General features: G+C 71.1%; 16 protein-coding genes. 11 read left to right on the forward strand and 5 right to left on the reverse strand.

The window, feature by feature from the left end; genetic code table 11:
• The first annotated feature begins 176 nt into the window (after positions 1–176).
• Entirely contained in the window at positions 177–2,744 is a 2,568-nt protein-coding gene (gene glgP, locus KNO15_RS00930) for an alpha-glucan family phosphorylase (RefSeq protein WP_241701475.1), read from the forward strand.
• Positions 2,745–2,761: 17 nt separating this feature from the next.
• On the opposite strand, the gene KNO15_RS00935 is transcribed toward glgP, so the two are convergent.
• The 3 genes from KNO15_RS00935 to KNO15_RS00945 are packed head-to-tail and all read right to left on the reverse strand — an operon-like array spanning position 2,762 to position 6,645.
• Positions 2,762–3,304 carry a hypothetical protein gene (locus KNO15_RS00935; RefSeq protein WP_241701476.1) on the reverse strand — a complete coding sequence of 181 codons (543 nt, stop codon included), beginning with the start codon at positions 3,302–3,304 and terminating at the stop codon, positions 2,762–2,764.
• Positions 3,301–5,289 (reverse strand): primary-amine oxidase, encoded by a 1,989-nt coding sequence (locus KNO15_RS00940; protein WP_241701477.1) that lies wholly within the window; start codon positions 5,287–5,289, stop codon positions 3,301–3,303. The genes KNO15_RS00935 and KNO15_RS00940 overlap by 4 nt, the downstream gene beginning before the upstream one ends.
• Before the next feature lie 15 nt (positions 5,290–5,304).
• Positions 5,305–6,645 (reverse strand): APC family permease, encoded by a 1,341-nt coding sequence (locus KNO15_RS00945; RefSeq protein ID WP_241701478.1) that lies wholly within the window; start codon positions 6,643–6,645, stop codon positions 5,305–5,307.
• A gap of 360 nt (positions 6,646–7,005) precedes the next feature.
• Here KNO15_RS00945 and KNO15_RS00950 point away from each other — a divergent pair, with 360 nt between their 5' ends.
• Entirely contained in the window at positions 7,006–8,505 is a 1,500-nt protein-coding gene (locus tag KNO15_RS00950) for an APC family permease (RefSeq protein ID WP_241701479.1), read from the forward strand.
• Entirely contained in the window at positions 8,502–9,176 is a 675-nt protein-coding gene (locus KNO15_RS00955) for a helix-turn-helix domain-containing protein (protein WP_241701480.1), read from the forward strand. Before KNO15_RS00950 ends, KNO15_RS00955 begins: the two co-directional genes overlap by 4 nt.
• A gap of 25 nt (positions 9,177–9,201) precedes the next feature.
• On the opposite strand, the gene ybaK is transcribed toward KNO15_RS00955, so the two are convergent.
• Together ybaK and glgX are read right to left on the reverse strand one after the other, a co-directional pair.
• Positions 9,202–9,699: a Cys-tRNA(Pro) deacylase gene (ybaK, locus tag KNO15_RS00960; protein WP_241701481.1), complete on the reverse strand. Its 498-nt coding sequence runs from the start codon at positions 9,697–9,699 to the stop codon at positions 9,202–9,204.
• The gene (gene glgX, locus KNO15_RS00965; protein WP_241701482.1) at positions 9,699–11,795 is read right to left on the reverse strand and encodes a glycogen debranching protein GlgX; all 2,097 of its coding nucleotides are present in this window, start codon (positions 11,793–11,795) and stop codon (positions 9,699–9,701) included. The genes ybaK and glgX overlap by 1 nt, the downstream gene beginning before the upstream one ends.
• Positions 11,796–11,842: 47 nt before the next feature.
• Here glgX and KNO15_RS00970 point away from each other — a divergent pair, with 47 nt between their 5' ends.
• The 8 genes from KNO15_RS00970 (at position 11,843) to KNO15_RS01005 (ending at position 22,265) form a co-directional block, all read left to right on the forward strand.
• Positions 11,843–13,081: a cysteine desulfurase family protein gene (locus tag KNO15_RS00970; protein ID WP_241701483.1), complete on the forward strand. Its 1,239-nt coding sequence runs from the start codon at positions 11,843–11,845 to the stop codon at positions 13,079–13,081.
• 9 nt (positions 13,082–13,090) lie between these two features.
• A complete protein-coding gene (mnmA, locus tag KNO15_RS00975; protein ID WP_241701484.1) occupies positions 13,091–14,191 on the forward strand; it encodes a tRNA 2-thiouridine(34) synthase MnmA in 1,101 nt (366 codons plus the stop codon).
• A 198-nt stretch (positions 14,192–14,389) separates the two neighbouring features.
• The gene (gene ligA / locus KNO15_RS00980) at positions 14,390–16,738 is read left to right on the forward strand and encodes an NAD-dependent DNA ligase LigA (protein WP_241702649.1); all 2,349 of its coding nucleotides are present in this window, start codon (positions 14,390–14,392) and stop codon (positions 16,736–16,738) included.
• Between the two features lie 156 nt (positions 16,739–16,894).
• Complete coding sequence (locus tag KNO15_RS00985) at positions 16,895–18,277, forward strand: alpha/beta hydrolase (RefSeq protein ID WP_241701485.1); 1,383 nt, start codon at positions 16,895–16,897, stop codon at positions 18,275–18,277.
• 94 nt (positions 18,278–18,371) lie between these two features.
• Positions 18,372–18,668 (forward strand): Asp-tRNA(Asn)/Glu-tRNA(Gln) amidotransferase subunit GatC, encoded by a 297-nt coding sequence (gene gatC, locus KNO15_RS00990; RefSeq protein WP_241701486.1) that lies wholly within the window; start codon positions 18,372–18,374, stop codon positions 18,666–18,668.
• A gap of 17 nt (positions 18,669–18,685) precedes the next feature.
• On the forward strand, positions 18,686–20,233 hold the full coding sequence (gene gatA / locus KNO15_RS00995; RefSeq protein ID WP_241701487.1) for an Asp-tRNA(Asn)/Glu-tRNA(Gln) amidotransferase subunit GatA: 1,548 nt from the start codon (positions 18,686–18,688) through the stop codon (positions 20,231–20,233).
• The gene (gene gatB / locus KNO15_RS01000) at positions 20,233–21,732 is read left to right on the forward strand and encodes an Asp-tRNA(Asn)/Glu-tRNA(Gln) amidotransferase subunit GatB (protein ID WP_241701488.1); all 1,500 of its coding nucleotides are present in this window, start codon (positions 20,233–20,235) and stop codon (positions 21,730–21,732) included. The genes gatA and gatB overlap by 1 nt, the downstream gene beginning before the upstream one ends.
• Before the next feature lie 2 nt (positions 21,733–21,734).
• On the forward strand, positions 21,735–22,265 hold the full coding sequence (locus tag KNO15_RS01005) for a GNAT family N-acetyltransferase (protein ID WP_241701489.1): 531 nt from the start codon (positions 21,735–21,737) through the stop codon (positions 22,263–22,265).
• Position 22,266 lies beyond the last annotated feature (1 nt).

Raw genomic sequence — 22,266 nt, forward strand, 5'->3', positions numbered from 1 at the left:
GTCGCTGACGGCCGTCTCGACGGACCCCGTCTCGACGGGTGCCTGCACCGGCTCTGCTGCGGCGGCTGATGGTTTGGTCGCTGCGCTCTTTCCCACATGCCGACCGTACACTCATTCACTCACCCGTCATGAGCCCATTAACACTCCCGTCACGCGCCTCGTTTATGCTCGTGCGAGTGAAGGCCATCCGTAGATTCACCGTCCGCGCCGTCCTCCCCGAGAACCTCTCTGCCCTCGAGGAGATCGCGGGAAACCTCCGCTGGTCCTGGCACGAGCCGACCAAGGAGCTGTTCGCCCGCATCTCGCCGGAGCTGTGGCAGGAGGTCGGGCACGACCCGATCGCCTTGCTCGGCTCCGTCGAGCCCTCGCGGCTCGCCGAGCTCGCGGCGGACCCCGGGTACGTCGACTGGGCCAACCATGTCAGGGACGAGCTGCGCGCCTACATCCATGACCCGCGCTGGTACCAGTCCCTCGGCGAGTCGGCGCCGGCCTCCATCGCCTACTTCTCTCCCGAGTTCGGGATCGCGGCGACCCTGCCGCAATACTCTGGCGGCCTCGGCATCCTCGCCGGCGACCACCTGAAGGCCGCGAGCGACCTGGGCGTCCCCCTGGTCGGCGTCGGGCTCTTCTACCGCTCCGGCTACTTCTCCCAGGCCATCACGCCGGACGGCTGGCAGCTGGAGAGCTATCCGGTGCTCGATCCGGACGGCCTGCCGCTCAGTGTGCTGCGCGACCCGGACGGCTCTCCGGTGCAGATCACGCTCGCACTGCCCGCCGGGGAGCTGCACGCCCGGGTGTGGCAGGCGGCGGTCGGCCGGGTGCGCCTGCTGCTGCTGGACACCGACATCCCCGAGAACGACGAGAGCCTGCGCTCGGTCACCGACCGGCTGTACGGGGGCGGCGGCGAGCACCGGCTGCTGCAGGAGCTGCTGCTCGGCATCGGCGGCGTGCGCGCCGTGAAGGCCTGGGCGGAGCTCACCGGTGCGCCGGCCGCCGAGGTCTTCCACACCAACGAGGGCCACGCCGGCTTCCTCGGTCTGGAGCGGATCTCCGACCTGATCGGCGAGGGTCTCACGTTCGATGAAGCCCTCCAGGTGGTGCGCGCCGGCACGGTGTTCACCACGCACACGCCCGTCCCCGCCGGTATCGATCGGTTCGACCGGCCGCTGGTGGAGCGGTACTTCTCCACCACGCTGTTGCCGGGCGTCGAGGTGGACGAGGTGCTCGCGCTCGGCGCGGAGGACTACTCGGGCGGCTCCGACGCCGTGTTCAACATGGCGGTCATGGGCCTGCGGCTGGGCCAGCACGCGAACGGCGTCTCCCGACTGCACGGGGAGGTCAGCCGGCAGATGTTCGGTGGACTGTTCCCGGGGTTCGACAACCCGGAGGTGCCGATCGACTCGGTCACCAACGGCGTCCATGCTCCCACCTGGACCGACCCGATGCTGCGGTCGCTGGCCCTGGAGCGTCTCGGCACCGACGACACCACGCACGCCGACTGGGCCAACTCCGGGGCGGTCAGCGACCTGGATCTGTGGAGCGTCCGCACCCGGATGCGCGAGCAGCTCGTGCGCGATGCGCGTCGACGGCTCGCGGCGGCGTGGGAGGCGCAGAACCCGGGCGGCATCGCGCCGGTCTGGATGAGCGACCTCCTGGACCCGAACGTGCTGACGATCGGCTTCGCCCGGCGCGTGCCGACCTACAAGCGGCTCACGCTGATGCTGCACGACCCGCAGCGGCTGCGGAACATCCTCCTGCACCCCGAGCGGCCCGTGCAGTTCGTGATCGCGGGCAAGTCGCACCCGGCGGACGACGAGGGCAAGCGTCTCATCCAGAAGCTCGTGCAGTTCGCGAGCGAGCCGGAGATCCGGCAGCGCATGGTCTTCCTGCCCGATTACGACATCGGGATGGCCCAGCTGCTGTACCCGGGGACCGACGTCTGGTTGAACAACCCGCTGCGACCCCTGGAGGCCTGCGGGACCTCCGGCATGAAGGCGGCCCTCAACGGCGGGCTGAACCTCTCGATCCTCGACGGCTGGTGGAACGAGTTCTACGACGGCGAGAACGGCTGGGCCATCCCCTCGGCGGACGCGGCGGGAGACGGTGCCGAGCGCGACGCGTTGGAGGCCGAGGCGATGTACGACCTGATCGAGCACCAGATCGCCCCGCGCTTCTACGACCGCGACGGCGACGGCGTGCCCGACGCCTGGGTCGCGCAGATCCGCCACACCCTCTCGACCCTCTCCGCCCCGCTGAGCGCCGAGCGCATGGTGGGCGAGTACGTGGAGCGGCTGTACATGCCCGCGGCCGCCAACGAGAAGCGGCTGAGCGCCGACGACTACCGCGACGCGCGGGATCTCGCCGCGTGGAAGCAGCGCGTGCGATCGGCGTGGCCCGGCGTGAACGTGGCCCATGTGGACGCCGGCGGCCTCGACGCCGTGCCGCAGGTCGGCGACCAGCTGCGCGTGCGCGCCCTGGTGCACCTGAACGGCCTCCGACCGGAGGACGTCGAGGTGCAGCTCGTCTACGGCCGCAGCTACGACAGCGAGGACCTCACGGGCGTGCACTACGAGCGCTTGGAGCTCGAGCACGCGATCCCGGGTGCGGACCCCTCGGTCGCGCTCGAGTTCGCGGGCGGCGTGACGCTCACCTGGGCCGGCTCCTTCGGCTACACCGTGCGCATCGTCCCGGTCAACGATCTCCTGCTGTCGCCCGCCGAGCTCGGCCTCGTCGCCTCCGCCTGAGGTGCGGGCCCTCCCGCTCAGAAGGCGAGCGGGAGGGCCATCAACGCGACGGAGGCGGCGCCCAGCCCGGCTTCGGCGCGGGCAAGGGCGGGCCGGCCGGATCGCGCGACGATCACCGCCGAGACGCTGGCGAACACCACGGCGGCGGCGACGACGAGTGCGGTGAGCGGGACGGCGTGACCGGCGTGCCCGGCCGCAGGGTGAGCCGGTCCGGCGCGGTGACCCGCCGCGATCACGACGAGCCCGGCCATGATCACCGACTGCAGAGCGCGGTGAACGCCCATGCCCGGCCGGACGCGTGCGCCGGCCGTCACCCCATCGGAGCTGCCGTGGGGGAGTCGTGCGCGCACAGCCGCCGCGATGCCGAGTGCGACGAGCGCCGCCGTCCAGACGATCGCGGGCACGATCGGGTGCGGCAGCAGCATGGTGTCGGCCATCGCCGCGAGCATGGCCAGCATCCCCAGCCACGCCAGGGCGGAGCGGCGGTCGGCGCCTCCGGCGACGCAGCATGCTCCCAGCGCGGCCGGGAGCATGCTGCCGAGGTGGAGAGCCTCGATCATCCGTGGTGGTGGGTGTGGTCGTGGTCGCCGTGCCGGCCGGGAGCACAGTGCGCCGGCGCTTCGGCCGGCACGTTGAGCGCGGGGTTGCGGCCGAAGAAGCCGTACGGCTTGAGCGTGAACTTCGCGTAGTCCACCGGCATCACCGGCCAGTCCTCGACGCGCGGGAAGTGCGTCGGGCCGAAGGTGTGCCACAGCACGATGTCCTCGCCGTCGAGCGAACGGTCGGCGGCCATGTAGGCGGGCAGCCCGTCGCCTCCCGGATTCTGATTGACGAACTCGCCGGCGGGGTAGCGCTCGTCGCTGGCGTACTGCGTCACCCACAGCTGCTTCGTGGTGAACGTGGCGCGCGCCGTGACCGTGGCCGAGGGGTCGGCCATCAGAGTGGGGTTCTGCTCGGCGTGGAGCACGTAGCCGGTCGGCCGCCCGAGCCGGTTCGTCTTCTCGGTGTTCACGATGTGCCAGGTGCGGCCGACGGAGGCGTCCGCGTCCCTGGCGCCGTCCGCCTCGCTCGCGATGCGGGTCACGCGCTTGGTGAAGGCGTTGCCGTAGGGGTTCGTCTCGCTGATCGGGAGACGAACGGCGTCCACCTCCTCCACCGCGTTGGCGAGCCCGTCCACCATCATGTCGAGCCGTGCCGAGAACAGGTGCTGGTGGTAGGGCGCGCCCAGGCCCGGGGCGACCTCGCTCGCAGTCGGCGAACCGTCCACGTAGGCCGAGGTGAACAGGATACCGGTCAGTTTGGCCTCGCACTCGATGGTGCCGTCGAGGTAGAGGTACCAGTAGAACCCGTAGTCGTAGTTGCCGACGGTGGTGAAGAACGAGATCACCAGCCGTCGCGAACGGCGCACCTCGTTGGCGGAGGTGAACATGTCGGTGTGCTTCCAGAGCGTCCCGTAGTCCTCCTCATGCATGCAGATCGCGTTCTCGACCGTCTTGGGGCGGCCGAACTCGTCGGACAGCACGGCGTCGAAGTAGCGGATCTCGCCGAGGCAGTCGCAGCCCAGCGTGAGCGAGTTCGCGAAGCGGCCGAACAAGTACTCGCCGGTGTCGAAGTAGTTCTGCCAGTACCGCGTGGGCGACGGATCGGCGTACGGCACGACCATCTCTGCGATGGACGCGCGGTAGATCACCGGGCGGACCTTCCCGCCCTGATCGGGGTCGGCGAACGCGAGGTTGCGCAGGATGAGCCCCTCCCTGGCGTCGAAGCCGAGCGAGAACGACCAGTTCGCCCAGGTGACGGCGTCGCCCTCCACTCGGAAGCTCGGTCCCTCCGGCTGGGTGATCGAGATGGGTTTGAGGGTGTCCAGTGGAGCGGGCCGCTCCGCGGCGAGGTGGAAGTTGCCCGGCTCCTCGGGGACGGGGAGCTCGGCCGCGTCCACGACCTGGGTGACCACGCGGGCGATGACGTCGACGTAGGCGCAGAGCCCGTCGACAGGATGCGCCCACGGGTGGTCCTCGGCGTGGTCCATCCGGAACGCGAAGACGCGGATGATGCGGCGGCCCTCCTCACCCGGGATGTCGTAGGAGCCGGGAGAGAGCGGCGCGTACACCACCTGCTCGCTCGTGAGCCCGCGTTTCGCGAGCGCGCTCAGCCAACCGGTGTCGGCTGCCATCACGGAGCCGATGGCCTCGAACTCCTCCTCGAGGATGGGCACCTGGCCGCGGGAACCATCGACCGGGACCAGGGCGATGACCTCGCCACGGGCCAGCGACACGGCGGCATCGATGCTCGCGCCGGTCGCGACATCGAGCAGGAGCACGCGCGCTTCCCGCTCGGGTGCGGGAGCGCTGCTGGCGAGCGCGGCGAGCACATCGGCCTTGTCCGGCTCCAGGAGGCCGACGTAGACGAAGCGGCTGGTCTCCGTGACGGCGCCCGCGTCGCGCAGGATGTGCGCGGCCGACACGATCTCGGCGGCCGTGAGGCTCGAGAGCGGTCCCGGGGCGAGCGTCTCGTCAGGGAGGGTCAGGGGCAGTTCGGTGGTCATAGGTACTCACGTCTCCTAGGCGCTGATGGTGTCGATGATGTTCTCGTAGGCGTCGCGCTTGGTGCGGCGCAGGACGAGCGCCTGCACCACGCCGATGATCGGGAAGGCGAGCATGGCGGCGAAGAACGCGATGGAGAGCGGGCCGAGCACCGGGGTGCCCTGCGTGTCCACATCGCCGATGAGGAGGGGGAAGTTGTCGACGATGATGAGCGTGACGCCCACCAGGCCGATGAGGCCGATGACAGGAGCGACGACGGTGCGCCAGAGCCCTGCGCCCGTCTTCTTCCGGGCGAAGTAGACGATCACGGCCAGGCAGGTCAGGGCCATCAGCACGACGATCGCGAGGGTCGCTACGCCGCTGAACCAGGTGAAGACCTGCAGCACCGGATCGAGCCTGAACACGGCGAACGCCGCGATCAGCACGGCCGCCGTCCCCGTCTGCACCAGGGAGGAGGCGTACGGCGAGGCGTGCTTGCCGTGCACGCGGCCCACGAGGGCCGGGAGCACGCTCGCGTTCGACATCGAGTGCTGGTAGCGGGTGACCACGTTGTGGAAGGACAGCACACAGGCGAACAGGCTGGTGATCAGCAGCACGTTGACGACCACGCCGCCGACCGACCCGAGGTAGTGCACGGCCGTGTTCACGATGAACCCGCCGGTGTCCTTCGCCACGACGTCGACGATCCGCGTCGGCCCCCAGCCCATCACCAGCGACCACGAGGCGAACGTGTAGAACACTCCGATCGCGATCACCGCGATGTAGGTGGCGCGCGGGATGGTCTTCTCCGGTTCCTTCGCCTCGTCGCGGAAGATCGCCGTCGACTCGAACCCGATGAAGCCGGCGAGTGCGAACATCAGGCCGATGCCAGGGGAGCCGGAGAGCACCGTGCTCGGCTGGAACGGCACGGCGGAGAGACCGTCGGCGCCGCCGGTCGCGATGATGACGACGCTCAGGATCACGACGATGCCCACTTCGGCCACCAACAGCACCCCCAGCACCCGCGAGCTCAGCTCGATGTGCCGGTAGCCGAGGATGCCCACCAGGGCGACCATCGCCAGCGAGTACAGGTACCAGGGCAGGTCGGGACCGTGCAGTGCGACCACCGACGACTCGAGTGTCGCGCCGAGATAGCCGTACACCGCCACCTGCACGGTCGTGTAGGTCAGCAGAGCCAGGTACGCCGCGGCCAGTCCGAGCGGGCGTCCCATCCCGTAGCCGACGTAGGTGAAGAACGCGCCGGGGCGCGGGATGAATCGGCTCATCGCACTCAGCCCGACGGCGAAGAACAGCAGGATGATCGCCCCGATCGCGAACATGGTGGGCACGCCCGCCCCGTTGCCGAGCAGGACCGCCACGGGGAAGCCGCCGCCGATCACGGTGAGGGGGGGCCGCGGCGGCGACCACCATGAACACGATCGAGCCGACGCCGAGCCGGCCAGAGAGCTGGCGCGACGCCCCGGGCCCGCGGATCGCGACCGGGTCGCCGAACAGAGCGTGAGGCTCCTGTGCTGCCGTCATGAGTTCCTCCAGGAATGGCCGAGTGGGATACGCGGCCCAGTCTCACCACCCGGTGTTGCGCCACCGTTCCGTGCGCGTGAAGACTCCCAGCGCGCGGAATGGGACGGCGCTGTCGCATTCGGCGGTCACGCGTCCGTGACGCCACCGAAACGCCGTCGCAACGTGGCGCACGTAGCCTCGCGGACGAGGAGCACACGGTGACAGCACAGCCCTACATGACGGCCCTGAGCCGGGCGATCGCCGACCCGAAGCCGGTCGACGGCCTCCCTGCGCGGTCGTCGATGGCCGGGCTCGACCGGCGCAGTCTCGGGTTCGTCGACGTGCTCGCGCAATCCGTCGGGGCGGTCGCGCCGTCGGCGGCGGCAGCCACCTGCCCGTTGCTGGTCGCTGCGCGTGCCGGATCGGGGACACTCGCGGCGTTCCTGCTTGCGGCGGTGCTGATGGCGCTCGTCGCGTCCGCCGTCAACCAGTTCACGCGGCGGATGGCGGCGACCGGGTCGCTCTACACCTTCGCGGCGCGCGGTCTCGGGGTGCGGGCGGGCTTCGCCACGAGTGCCGCGATGGTGGTCGGCTACGGCTTCGTCGCCATGTTCGCGCTGCTCGGCGCCGCCCACTACGGTCTGACCCTGCTTTCGCACGCGGCTCCGGGCATCGCGGAGTCGCGACCGCTGGTCCTGGCGCTCCTCGTCGCCTTCGGCGCATTGTGCCTGCTGATCCTCTGGCGCGGCATCCGGCTCTCCACCCGCGTGACGCTGGTCATCGAACTGCTGTCGATCGTCGGCATCCTCGTGCTGATCACCGTGCTGCTCGTGCGCGTGCCCGGCCCGCTGTCGTGGAACGTCGCGCTGCCCAGGAACATCGGCCTGCCGGAGCTCGCAGCCGGCACGACCGTCGCCGTGACCGCCTTCGTCGGGTTCGAAAGCGCTGCGACTCTCGGCGTGGAGTCCCGGCGGCCGTTCGCCACCGTCCCGCGCACGATCCGCTGGACCGTCATCGCGGCCGGCGTGCTGTACCTGCTGTCGGCCTACACCCAGCTGGCCGGCTACGACGCGTTCGGCGGTGAGCTCGCCGCCGCCGAGAACCCGGTCAACGATCTCGCCGCCCGCGCCGGGGTCGAGTGGATCGGCCTGCTGCTCGACGCGGCGCTGGCGTGCTCCTTCCTGGCCTGTGCCCTCGCCTCCACGACGGCTCTCGCCCGCGTCGTCTTCTCGCTCGGCCGAGAGGGGATCGCGCCGCGAGCGTTCGGCCGCACGCACCGCCGGCACCGCACGCCGCACGTCGCGCTCGCCGTGGGCATCGCCGTGGAGGTCGCCGTGCCGGTGGCCCTGGTCGCCACGGGGATGAGCGCCTGGGACGCGATGGGCATCATCGTGGTGTGCGCCGCCGCCGGCTACATGACCGCGTACACGCTGGTGTGCGTCGCCACCCCGTTCTTCCTGCGGCGGATCGGAGAGCTGACGGCGTGGCCGGCCGTCGCGGCAGGCATCGCCGTATTCGGGCTGGTCGTAGCGCTGGGCCTCGACCTCTGGCTGGAGGTCTCGGGCACCCGTGCACTCGCGGTCGTGCTGCTGGCCGGGATGGCGCTGATCGCGTCGGCGTTCTACGCGTTCTGCCGGCGGAGGCGGCCGGAGGCTCTCGCCCGCATCGGGCTCTACGACGAGCCCACGACGGGGGACGTGCTCGGCGGGTCGCCGTGAGCGCTGCGCCGGAGCTGAGCGGGCGCCAGCCGGGCGCCGTGCACAGCGCACTCGCGGTGCTGGAGGAGGTCGCGCGCTCCGGACCGGGCATCACCGCGCAGCAGCTCTCCGCCCGGCTCGGCCTGCCGCGCGCCACCGCCTATCGGCTGCTCAACCTGCTCGTGCAGGACGAATACCTGGTGCGCATGCCCGACCTCCGCGGTTTCGCGCTCGGCCGCAAGGTGGCCGAGCTCGCCGACGTGGCGCAGGCGCAGGACGCTGCCGCCAACGCACACCGGGCGGTCGCCGATCTGCGGGCACAGATCCGCGGCGGCGTGCACCTCGCCGTCTACCGCGAGGGCCGCGTCGTACCGGTCGATGTCGACCCGGACTTCCCCCTCTCGGACCCGAAGCGCATCGGCAGCGACCTGAGCGTGTCAGCCCTCGGCCGCCTTCTGCTCGCCGAGCAGGCCGCACGGACGATCCCGTCGCCGACGCGCTATGCGACTCAGGAGGGTGAGCTCACCCCGGGCTTCGGCTGCCTTGCCGTACCGGTGCGTGACGCCGATGCGCACCTGATCGGTGGTCTCGCCCTCGCGCTGCCCGCCGCACGCCTGGCGGACCGGGACGGTCTGGTCTCGCTCGTGGCCGGAACGGCGGTGACGTTGGGCGGCCTGCTGCAGCGGCGATGACGGCGGTACCGGAATGCTCGGCGTGTCAGGCGCCCTCCTTGGCGATCGCCGCGTAGGTCCCGCCCGTCGCCGCCAGCAGGTCGGCCGGCGCCAGTTCCAGGTCGAGCCCGCGGCGGCCTCCCGAGACGAAGACGGTGTCGAAGAGCTGTGCAGTCTCGTCGACGACCGTGACATGGCGCGTCTTCTGGCCGATGGGGGAGATTCCGCCCACCACATAGCCGGTGCGGCGCTCGGCCACGGCCGGGTCGGCCATGACGGCGCGTTTGGCGCCCACCGCGGCGGCGAGGGCCTTGAGGTCGAGCAGCCCGGTCACCGGGACGACGCCGACCATGATGCCCAGCTCGGTGTCGGCCAACAGGGTCTTGAACACCCGCTCCGGGTCGACTCCGAGCGCCTCGGCGGCCTCCAGACCGTACGAGGGAGCGGCCGGGTCGTGGTCGTACGGGTGCAGCGTGAACGGGATGCCCGCCGCTGCGAGCGCGGTCGAGGCCGGGGTCCCCACCCCCGCAGAGCGCTTCGCCATCAGGACGCGACCTCGGCGGTGGTGCCGGCCGGTGCCTCCACCCGCGGCCCGTTCGCCCGGTACAGCTGCATGGACGTGCCGCCGACCGTGCGGATGGCTCCCGGCTCGAGCTCGACGCCGTCCTCGGCGATCGGCACCTCCGTGGCGCTGTCCCACAGCAACTGATAGGAGGTGACGCCGGGCGCGACCGGGAGCGACACCTCCACGTCGTCCTCCACGCCGTGCACGATGAGCAGCACCCGGTTGAACTCCTCCTTGTCGGGGGTGGAGGCCGCCAGATACTGCAGGGTGCGGTTCTCCGGCGAGTTCCAGTCCTCGTCGTCCATGAGCGCGCCGGTGGCGTCGTACCAGTCCATGTGGCTGGCGTTCGGCGTCGTCTGCCCGAACACGGCGAACCTGCTCGGGCGCAGGGCCGGGTTCGCCCGGCGCAGTTCGAGGAGCCTGCGTGTGGTGTCGAACATCTCACGCTGCTCGCGGGTGCGCAGCCACGACATCCAGGTGAGCTCGCTGTCGTGGCAGTAGGCGTTGTTGTTGCCGCGCTGGCTGCGACCGAACTCGTCGCCCGCCGTGATCATGGGCACGCCGGCCGACAGCAGCAGGGTGCCCATCAGGTTGCGCATGGCCTTGTGCCGGTCGAGCAGGACGCGCTCGTCGTGCGTCGGCCCCTCCACCCCGTGGTTGAACGAGCGGTTGTTGTCGGTGCCGTCGCGGTTGTCCTCGCCGTTGCCGAGGTTGTGCTTGACGTTGTACGCCGTGAGGTCGGCCATCGTGAAGCCGTCGTGGGCGGTGACGAAGTTGATGGAGGCCAGCGGGCCGCGCTCGGGCGAGAACGTGTTCGACGACCCGGCGAGGCGCGTGGCGAATCCGCCGATGCCGATGGGCGCCTGACCGTTGCGGCGCGCGTCGGCGATGTCGGCCAGCCAGAAGTTGCGCACGCGGTCGCGGTAGCGGTCGTTCCACTCCGACCAGCCGTCGGCGAAGTTGCCGGTCTGCCAGCCGCCCATCCCCACGTCCCACGGCTCGGCGATGAGCTTGGCACCGGAGAGCACGGGGTCCTCGAGCATGGCGGTGAGCAGGGGATGGTCGCGGTGGTAGGCGAGATCGTCTCCGCGTCCGAGCGTGACGGCGAGATCGAACCGGAAGCCGTCGACCTGCACCTCCTCGGCCCAGTAGCGCAGCGAATCCAGCACCAGCCGCTGGGGGACCGGATGACCGAAGTCGACCGTGTTGCCGACCCCCGTGACGTCGATGTAGACGCCGTCGGCGTCCTGACGGTAATAGGTGGCGTTGTCGAGGCCCCGGAAGCTGGTGCGCGGTCCGCCGATGCCCTCTTCGGAGGTGTGGTTGTAGACCACATCCAGAATCACCTCGATGCCCGCCTCGTGGAGGAGCTTCACCATCCCCTTGAACTCGCGCAGCACCCCCTCCGGACCCTCGGCCTGCGCCGCCCCCGTCGCGTAGGGCGCGTGCGGGCTGAAGAAGGCCAGAGTGTTGTAGCCCCAGTAGTTGGTCAGACCCTCACGGAGGAGCCGCTGCTCGGACGTGAAGGCGTGCACGGGGAGGAGCTCGACGGCGGTGATGCCGAGGTTCTGGAGGTACGCGATGGTGGATCCGTGCGCCAGCCCGGCGTAGGTGCCGCGGAGCTCCTCCGGCACCTCCGGGTTCTGGTGGCTGATGCCGCGCACGTGCGCTTCGTAGACCACCGTGTGATCCAGCGGAGTGCCGGGCTTGCGCGATTCGCCCCAGTCGAACCCGTCCGACACCACGGTCGAGCGCCACTCCTCGGGTCCGACCCGCGTGAGACCGCGAGCGTACGGATCCAGCAGCAGGCTCTCGGGGTTGAACATGTTCTGCGGCGAGGCGGGACCGGAGGCGCGGATCGCATACAGGCTGCCGACCTGGAGGCTGCGCGAGCGGCCCAGCCAGACGTTGCCTGCATCCCGGTGCATCTCGACGGTCTTGGTGCGCCAGTCGGGATCCTTGGGATCGAAGAGGCAGAACTCCATCGCGTCGGCGTGCTCGGAGTAGACGCGCAGCTCTCCGCCGTGCGGACCGATGCGGACGCCGAGGTTGCGCAGGGGATCGACGGGAGTCATGCGTTCTAGAGTAGTGACACACCGTGCCGCACCCTGAGGAGGCCCCGGTGCCCGTCTACTTCGACCACGCCGCCACCACGCCCCTGCGCCCCGAGGCGATCGCCGCCTTCACCGACGCGCTGGGGCTCGTCGGCAACCCGTCGAGCATCCACAGCCAGGGCCAGCAGGCCAGGCGGATGCTGGAAGAGGCGCGCGAGGCCGTGGCCTCCACCCTGGGCTGCGACCCGATCGAGGTCGTCTTCACCTCCGGCGGCACGGAGGCGATCAACCTCGCGGTGAAGGGGATGTTCTGGGCGCGCAACGCGGAGCGCGCCCGCCCCCGCATCCTGGTCCCGGGAGGTGAGCACCACGCCACCGTCGACGCGGTGGAGTGGCTCGAGCGCGCGGAGGGCGCGAGTGCCGAGTGGCTGCCCCTCGACCCGGAGGGGCGGATTCGCGCGGATGCGGTCGCGTCGGCTCTGACCGTGCCGGACGATGTCGCACTGCTGACGTTCCTGCAGGTGAACAACGAGGTGGGCACGATCCAGCCGGCGGACTCCCTCGCCGCGCTCGCCGCGTCGGCGGGCGTTCCCGTCCACGTCGACGCCGTCGCCGCCTACGGGCACCTCCCGATCGACTTCGCGGGTCTCGGGGTCGACGCCCTCAGCGTGTCGGCGCACAAGATCGGCGGCCCGGTGGGGATCGGAGCCCTCGTGCTGGCCAGGACGTCCGCCGTCGTGCCGCTCATCCACGGCGGCGGCCAGCAGCGCCAGGTGCGCAGCGGAACACAGGACGTCGCAGCGGCCGTCGCCTTCGCCGCCGCTGCGCTCGCCGCGGAGGCGGAGCGGGTCGTGGAGGCGCAGAGGCTCACGGCGTTGCGCGACCGGCTGATCCGCGGCGTGCGCGCGGCGGTGCCGGAGGCGGTGCTGAGCGGGCCGGAGCCGGGCGGCACCGGCGTCGGCGTCGACACCGGAGTCGGCGGAGCGGAGCGGGTGGCCTCCAACGCGCACTTCGTCTTCCCCGGTGCGCAGGGCGACTCGCTGCTCTTCCTGCTCGACCTGGCCGGGGTCTCGGTGTCGACCGGGTCGGCCTGTCAGGCGGGGATCCCTGAACCGTCGCACGTGCTGATCGCGATGGGGCGCAGCGAGCAGGAGGCCCGCGGCGCGCTGCGGTTCACGCTCGGCCGCACCTCGACCGACGCCGACGTGGACGCCCTGCTTCGGGCGCTGCCCGGTGCGTACGCGCAGGCGTCGCGGGCCGGACTGGCCGAACGGGCGCCCGGCGGCCGCACAGGGGCCCGGGCGTAGACTCTCCTGGTGCGAGTTCTGGCAGCGATGAGCGGTGGCGTCGATTCCGCCGTGGCGGCGGCGCGCGCCGTCGAGGCCGGCCACGACGTCGTCGGGGTGCACCTGGCGCTCAGCCGGATGCCCGGCACCCTGCGCACGGGCAGCCGCGGCTGCTGCACCATCGAGGACTCGATGGACGCGCAGCGCGCCGCGAACATCATCGGCATCCCGTACTACGTGTGGGACTTCTCCGAGCGGTTCAAGCTCGACGTCGTCGACGACTTCATCGCCGAGTACAGCGCGGGCCGCACTCCGAATCCGTGCATGCGCTGCAACGAGCGCATCAAGTTCGCCGCACTGCTCGAGAAGGCTCTCGACCTGGGTTTCGACGCGGTGTGCACCGGCCACTACGCGAGCATCCTCACCGACGCCGACGGCAACCGGGAGCTGCACAGGGCGAGCGCGTGGGCGAAGGACCAGTCGTACGTGCTGGGCGTGCTGACCGGTGAGCAGCTGGCGCACGCCATGTTCCCGCTCGGTGCCACGCCCTCCAAGGCCGAGGTGCGCGCCGAGGCGGCGGCGCGCGGATTGAGCGTCGCGAACAAGCCGGACTCCCACGACATCTGCTTCATCCCCGACGGCGACACGCGCGGCTGGCTGGCCGAGCACGTCGGTGCGGCCGAAGGCGACATCCTCGACCGCGACGGCAACCGCCTGGGCTCGCACGAGGGGGCGCACGCGTACACCGTCGGACAGCGCAAGGGGCTCAATATCGGTTACCCCTCCGCCGACGGGCGCCCCCGGTTCGTGCTGGAGGTGCGGCCGAAGGACAACACGGTCGTCGTCGGCCCCAAGGAGGCGCTCGACATCGCCGAGATCGCCGGGTCGCGCTACACCTGGGCCGGCCTCCCGCCCGCAGACCTCGCGACGCCCTTCGCGTGCGAGGTGCAGATCCGTGCTCACGCCGACCCGGTGCCCGCCGTCGCGCGGGTCCGCGACGGCGAGCTGGTGGTCCGGCCGCACGAGCCGCTGAACGGTGTGGCCCCCGGGCAGACCGCGGTCGTGTACGTCGGCACCCGCGTGCTCGGCCAGACCACGATCGACCGCACGGTCTCGGCCGTCCCGGCCTGATCCGGCCGCGTCCGCAACTCCGGACTCCTCCCGCGACACGCCGCCGCGTCGTCCGTCGTTCCGGAGATCACGCCGGCTTCGTCCCCGATCTCCGGAAGTACGGACACTGCGGCGGCGTGTCGCGCGCGGCCTCCGGAGTGGTCGACGGGCGCCTCCTCGGGTGTCGGAGCCCGTCCCTAGAATTGCTGTGTGAGCGACATCTCTGAGACCGGCGAGCGACCGATCGAATTCGACGGACTCGACTTCGAGGCGGCGCGCGTGGAGGCGCAGCGCCTCGCCGACCGCATCGACACCGCACGGATGGCGTACTACGGCGACGGCGACTCGTCGCTCTCCGACGCCGAGTACGACGCCGACTTCCACCGCCTGGAGGACCTCGAGCGCGTGTTCCCCGAACTCGCGGGACAAGACAGCCCGACCCAGCAGGTCGGCTCGGCCGTCGTCTCCGCCGGTTTCCCCGAGCACGAGCACGCCGAGCGGATGCTGAGCCTCGACAACGTGTTCTCGATCGACGAGTTCCGCGACTGGGCCGCCAAGACCGAGGCGGCCGCCGGGCGCCCGGTCCGCTGGCTCAGCGAGTTGAAGATCGACGGGCTCGCGATCAGCCTGGCCTACCGCGACGGCGTGCTCGAGACGGCGACGACGCGCGGCGACGGCCGGGTGGGCGAAGACATCACCGAGAACGTCGACTGGGTGCCCGCCATCCCGAGACGGCTCACCGGGTCCGGCTACCCGCCGTTCTTCGAGGTGCGCGGCGAGGTCTTCCTCCGCACGGCCGACTTCGAAGCGCTCAACGAGCGGCAGCACGCCCTGCAAGCCGCCTTCGCCGAGCAGGAGCGGGCGAAAGGGAAGCCCGAGGAGTCGATCAAGACCCGCTATCCCGAGTTCGCGAACGCGCGCAACACCGCCGCGGGCAGCCTCCGCCAGCGCCGCGAGAAGAAGAGCGCGACCGAGCTGGAGCTGATGCGGGACCGCCTGGGCCGGCTGTCGCTGTACCTGCACGGCATCGGCGCCTGGCAGCACCCCGACGTCTCCGCCCAGTCCGAGATCTACGGCCTGCTCGCGAGCTGGGGACTGCCCGTGTCGCCGCACTCGCGCGTGTTCGACTCCGTCGACGAGGTCGCCGCGTACATCGCCGACCGCGGCGAGCACCGGCACGACGTCGAGCACGAGATCGACGGGATCGTCGTCAAGGTCGACGAACTCGCCCTGCACGACGAGCTCGGCGCCACCAGCCGCGCACCGCGTTGGGCCATCGCCTACAAGTACCCGCCCGAGGAGGTCTACACGACGCTGCTCGACATCGTCGTCAGCGTGGGCCGCACCGGACGGGCGACCCCGTTCGCCGTGATGGCGCCGGTCACGGTGGCCGGGTCGACCGTCCGTCAGGCCACGCTGCACAACCAGCAGGTGGTCCGCGCGAAGGGCGTGATGATCGGCGACAGGGTCGTCCTCCGCAAGGCCGGCGATGTCATCCCGGAGATCCTGGGCGCGCTCGAGCAGGAACGCGACGGCACGCAGATCGAGTGGCACATGCCGGAGAACTGCCCGGAGTGCGGCACCCGGTTGGCTCCGGCCAAAGAGGGCGACATCGACCTCCGCTGCCCGAACGCGGAGTTCTGCCCCGCGCAGGTGCGCGGACGCGTGGAGCACATCGGCTCGCGCGGCGCCCTCGACGTGGAGGCGCTCGGCGAGGTCGCCGCCGCTGCCCTCACGCAGCCGCGCTTCCCGTCGACCCCTCCCTTGCCGACGGAGGCCGGGCTCTTCGGCCTCACTGTGAGCGACCTCTTCCCGATCGAGGTGGTCGTCCGCGACTCCGAGACCGGCCTCCCCAAGCTCACCGAGTCGGGCGCAGAGAAGGTAGACACACCGTTCCGCCGCCGCCGGCAGAAGAAGGACGGCCCGTTCGTCCCGAGCACCGCCGAGCCGGGGGCGGCCGAGTTCGGTGGTGACGAGCACTTCGTGCCCTCCAAGCCGGCCCTCGACCTGATCGCGAACCTCGCCGCGGCGCGGACCAAGCCGCTCTGGCGCATCCTCGTCTCCCTGAACATCCGTCACGTCGGCCCCGTCGCGGCGCGGGCGCTGGCGGACCATTTCGGCTCGCTCGACGCGATCCGCTCCGCCACCCGCGACGAGCTCGCGGCGGTCGACGGCGTCGGCGGCATCATCGCGGATGCCGTGCTCGCCTGGTTCGAGGTTGACTGGCACCGGGAGATCGTCGAGCGCTGGGCCGCTGACGGTGTGCAGTTCTCGACGCCCGGCCATGCCGGCCCCGGCGCGCAGAGCGAAGCCGGCGGCGTCCTCTCCGGGCTGACCATCGTGGCCACCGGCTCTCTGGACGGCTTCACCCGGGAGGGCGCTCAGGAGGCGATCATCGCCGCGGGGGGCAAGGCAGCGTCGAGCGTGTCCAAGAAGACCGACTTCGTCGCAGCGGGTCCCGGCGCCGGTTCGAAGCTCGCTAAGGCCGAGGAGCTGGGTGTCCGCGTCATCGATGCGGCGCAGTTCGCGATCCTCGTCGAGAAGGGGCCGGACGCGCTGGGGGAGTAGTCGGCCGGTTTGTGGACAGAACACAAGTTATCCCCCTGAATCGGGGGTAGAACGACCATCCGTCCACCGCGTTGGTGCCGGTAGAGTCGAGGTGTGCGCTCGCCCGGTGCACACGCAAGGGCTTAGCTCGCTCGCTCTCGGAGGGACCCGGACGGAGTGCTGGTCGGCTTTGCAGCAGCTTCCATCGTCACCTCGGTCGTCACAGGACTGACCGGGGCCTTCGTCATGCCCGCGGAGAGCGCTCACGCGGCGGTCGCACCGGTAGCGGCGGTACCGTCGATCGAGCAGGGCTCCCTCGGCCGGGCCGCCATCGATCCGGCGTCGATCGGCGATGCGCCGACGAGCTCGGGCTCCGCCGGCGCCGCCGCTGCGAGCCGGAGCGCCGCAGCCGTCTTCAGCTCGATCCAGGCGGTCGATCCCGCCGCCCTCCCCGGGTTCCTCAGCGCGCACGCGGCCGACCTCCACCGTTTGCTGGTCGACCCGCCGGCCGCGGCGAGCGTCAGCCAGCTGTGGAAGCTGCTCGACCCCGCCCGCCAGGCAGAGCTCGTGAAGGTCGCGCCGCACGTGGTCGGCAACCTGGAGGGCGTGCCCTACGACGTGCGCGGCAAGGCGAACCGCCTCGACCTGGAGCGCACGATCAGCGCCGCCCAGAAGACGCTCCGCACCGAACGGGGCAAGGCCGCCCGGGTCGAGTTGAAGCGCCAACTCACGACGCTCGGCAACGTGAAGGCAGCGCTCGTGAAGAAGGACGGCGTCGCCCGCACGCTGGTCTCCCTCGACGCGTCCGACGAGGCCAAGGCCTCGATCGTCATCGGCGACCTGAGCACGGCGAGCTATGTGAGCGTCCTGGTGCCGGGCATGTACATGGCGGTGGGGGAGCAGATCCAGGCGTGGTCGGCGGTCGCGCAGGACCTGTACGACCAGCAGACCGGCTTCCTCGGGCGTCTCGGCGGTGCGGGCACGACGAAGCACACCCCCCGCGTGGCGGTCGTCGCCTGGATCGGCTACCAGACGCCCGTCCTGACCAACATCGGCGGCCTCGACCTGGCTCGGCAGGGTGCGGACAGCCTGGAGCGGACGCTCCTCGGCATCCAGTCCCTGCGTGTCTCCAACCCGCCGTACCTGAGCGTCCTCGCGCACTCCTACGGATCGACGGCAGCGCTCCTCGCCCTGGAGCGTGGCACCGTCAAAGTCGACGCGCTCGCCCTGATGGGGTCGCCGGGCTCTGACGCGCAGTCGGTGAAGCAGCTGGGCGTGCGCGGAGGCAACGTGTTCGTCGGGGAGGCGCCGATGGACCCGATCGTCAACAGCGCGTTCTTCGGCAGCGACCCGGGTTCACCCTCCTACGGCGCCAAGCGGATGGGGGTCGGCGGCGCGGTCGACCCGATCACGCACCGCACGCTCACCGGCTCCAGCGGCCACAACGAGTACTTCAGCGCCGGAACCGAGTGCATGCGCAACCTCGCACTGATCGGAATCGACCGGGGCGATCTCGTGCTCGGCGGCGGTTCGTCGACGCGGGCCGCGTCCTCCCGCTGATCGCCGGCGACTGTCCGCACGCGGTCGACCGACGGGGGCGCGGCCGGCTGACCATAGAATTGGTTCGTCCACCCAGTAACCAGCACGGAGACGCATGTCCGAAATCAGCGCAGAACAGGTCGCGCACCTGGCGAACCTCGCCAGGATCGACCTCAGCCCGGAAGAGATCGAGAGCCTCACCAGCGAGCTCGGCCAGATCGTCGAGGCGGTCGCGAAGGTGCAGGAGGTCGCCGGTCCCGACGTTCCCGCCACGAGCCACCCTCTTCCCCTCACCAACGTGTTCCGCTCCGACGAGGTGCGGCCGTCGCTGACCGTCGAGCAGGCTCTCTCCGGCGCGCCAGCGCGCGAGGGCGACCGTTTCAAGGTCGCCACCATCCTGGACGAAGACTGAGCCGAGGAGCGACCGACATGACCGACCTGACCAGGCTCTCCGCCTCGGCCCTCGCCGACCTCCTCACCGCGGGCGAGGTCTCGTCCGTCGAGGCCACGCGCGCCCACCTCGACCGCATCGAGTCGGTGGACGCCGACGTGCACGCGTTCCTGCACGTCGCCGCCGAGAACGCGATCCGCACCGCTGCCGAGATCGACGGCCGCCGCGCGGCCGGCGACCCGCTGGGCGCGCTCGCGGGCGTCCCCGTCGCCATCAAAGACGTGCTGGCCACCCACGACATGCCGTCGACCTCCGGCTCGCGCATCCTCGAGGGCTGGATCCCGCCCTACGACGCGACGGTGGTCCGCAAGCTGCGCGAGGCCGACCTCGTACCGCTGGGCAAGACCAACATGGACGAGTTCGCGATGGGCTCCTCCACCGAGCACTCGGCGTACGGCCCGACCCGCAACCCGTGGGATCTCGAGCGGATCCCCGGCGGCTCCGGCGGCGGCAGCGCCGCGGCGGTGTCCGCGTTCGAGGCGCCGTTCGCGCTCGGCTCCGACACCGGCGGCTCGATCCGTCAGCCGGCCGCCGTCACCGGCTCCGTCGGCGTCAAGCCGACCTACGGAGGCGTCAGCCGGTACGGCGCGATCGCGCTGGCGAGCTCGCTCGACCAGGTCGGTCCGGTGTCCCGCACCGTTCTCGACGCCGGCCTGCTGCACGATGTGATCGCGGGTCACGATCCGTTCGACTCCACGTCGCTGACCGACACCTGGCCGTCGATGGCCGACGCCGCCCGCGCGGGCCTGCGCGACGACGCGCTGCGCGGCGTCCGCGTCGGTGTGGTCCGCGAGCTCAACGGCGAGGGCTTCCAGGCCGGCGTCAAGCAGCGCTTCGACGAAGCGCTGGCGCTCCTGCAGGGCGCGGGCGCCGAGATCGTCGAGGTCGCTGCCCCGAGCTTCGAGTACGCGGTGGCGGCGTACTACCTGATTCTCCCGGCCGAGGCCTCCAGCAACCTGGCACGCTTCGACTCGGTGCGGTTCGGTCTGCGGGTGAACCCCGAGGAGGGCCCGGTCACGGTCGAGCGCGTGATGGCCGCGACCCGCGACGCCGGCTTCGGCACCGAGGTCAAGCGCCGCATCATCCTCGGCACCTACGCGTTGAGCGCGGGCTACTACGACGCTTACTACGGCTCGGCGCAGAAGGTCCGCACGCTCATCCAGCGAGACTTCTCCGCCGCCTTCGAGAAGGTGGACGTGCTGGTCAGCCCGAGCGCACCCACCACCGCGTTCAGGTTCGGCGAGAAGCTCGCGGACCCGATGGCGATGTACCTCAACGACATCACCACGATCCCGGCGAACCTCGCCGGAGTGCCCGGCATGGGCCTGCCGATCGGCCTGGCCCCGGAGGACGGCCTCCCGGTCGGCATGCAGCTGATGGCCCCGGCGCGGGCCGACGCACGGCTGTACACGATCGGTGCGGCGCTGGAGCGGCTGCTGGAGCAGCAATGGGGCGGCCCCCTGCTCAGCCAGGCGCCCGACCTGAGCGCCACCGAGATGTTCGCGAGCGAAGAGGGAGCAGTCTGATGGCCAAAGCTCAGCTGATGGATTACGACAAGGCCCTCGAGCTGTTCGAGCCCGTGCTCGGCTTCGAGGTGCACGTCGAGCTGAACACGGCGACCAAGATGTTCTGCGGCTGCGCCAACGAGTTCGGCTCCGGCGCGAACACGAACACCTGCCCGACCTGCCTCGGGCTGCCCGGCGGCCTGCCGCAGGTCAATGAGAAGGCGATCGAGTCGAGCATCCGGCTCGGGCTGGCCCTCGGCTGCGACATCGCGGAGTCGAGCAGGTTCGCGCGCAAGAACTACTTCTACCCGGATCTGGCGAAGAACTTCCAGACGTCCCAGTACGACGAGCCGATCGCCCACGACGGCGCCGTGACCATCGAGCTGGAGAACGGACGGGAGCTGCGCATCGAGATCGAGCGCGCGCACATGGAGGAGGACGCGGGCAAGCTCACCCACATCGGTGGTGCGACCGGCCGCATCCAGGGCGCCGACCACTCGCTCGTCGACTTCAACCGCGGCGGCGTGCCCCTCGTCGAGATCGTCACCAAGATGATCGAGGGCGCGGAGGGCGATGCGCCGGAGGTCGGCCGCACGTACGTGCGCGCCATCCGCGATCTGGTCAAGGCGCTCGGCGTCTCCAACGCGCGCATGGAGGAGGGCAACGTCCGCTGCGACGCGAACGTCTCGCTCCGCCGTCGTGGCTCGTCCGAGCTGGGCACCCGCACCGAGACGAAGAACGTCAACTCGCTGCGATCGATCGAGCGCGCTGTGCGCTACGAGATCCAGCGGCAGGCCGCGATCCTCGAGGCCGGCGGCACGATCGTGCAGGAGACCCGGCACTGGCACGAGGACACGGGGACGACCTCTGCCGGCCGGCCGAAGTCCGACGCCGACGACTACCGGTACTTCCCGGAGCCCGACCTGGTGCCGGTCGCGCCGAGCCGCGAGTGGGTGGAGGAGCTGCGGGGCACGCTTCCGGAGGCTCCGGCCGCTCGTCGCAAGCGGCTCACCGCCGAGTGGGGCTTCACCGCACTCGAGTTCCAGGACGTGGACAACGCCGAGCTGCTCGATGAGCTGGAGGCGACCATCGCCGCCGGCGCCACCCCGGCGGCCGCGCGCAAATGGTGGACCGGCGAGATCGCCCGCCTCGCCAACGCGCAGGGCGTCCCTGCCGGAACGCTGGTGAGCCCGCAGCACGTCGCCGAGCTGGCCGCCCTGGTCGAGGCCGGGACCCTCACCGACCGCCTGGCCCGCCAGGTGCTCGAAGGGGTCGTGGCCGGCGAAGGCGCCCCGCAAGAGGTGGTCGACGCCCGCGGGCTCGCGGTCGTCTCGGACGACGGTGCGCTGATCGCGGCGATCGACGAGGCGCTGGCCGCCCAGCCGGACGTGCTGGAGAAGATCCGCGACGGCAAGGTGCAGGCCGCCGGCGCCGTGATCGGCGCGGTGATGAAGGCCATGAAGGGCCAGGCCGACGCCGCCCGCGTGCGCGAGCTGGTGCTGGAGCGCGCCTCCCAGTGACCGTGACGGTCGAACGGGTCACCGACGCGAGCGCTGCCGCAACCGCGGCGGCGCTCGCGCCCGTCCTGATCGACGCGGTCGCCTCGGGAGCGAGCGTCGGCTGGGTCGAGCCTCCGACGCCGGAGGAGGCCACGGCCTGGTGGTCCGCCCTCTTCGGCGACCCCGCCGCAGAGACGTGGGTCGCCGGCGACGGCGAGCGCGCCCTCGGGACGATCACCCTGGTGCGCGCCTCCAAACGCAACGGCCCGCATCGCGCCGAAGTGGTCAAGCTGATGGTGCACCGCGACGCGCGCGGCCGCGGCATCGCCCCCGCCCTGATGGCGGAGCTCGAGGAGTACGCCGCCGCAGCCGGACTGAACCTGCTCGTCCTCGACACCGAGACCGGCAGCCTGGCCGAATCGCTGTACACGCGCTGGGGCTGGCAGACGGTCGGAGGCATCCCCGACTACGCGATCAGCCCGTCCGGTGCGCTCGGCGGCACGACGATCATGTACAAGCGGCTTCGGCTCGAAGCGGGGGAACGCGCGCGCTAGC

The sequence above is a fragment of the Leifsonia shinshuensis genome (genome assembly GCF_022606355.1).
In the GTDB taxonomy this organism is placed as follows: Bacteria; Actinomycetota; Actinomycetes; order Actinomycetales; family Microbacteriaceae; genus Leifsonia; species Leifsonia shinshuensis_B.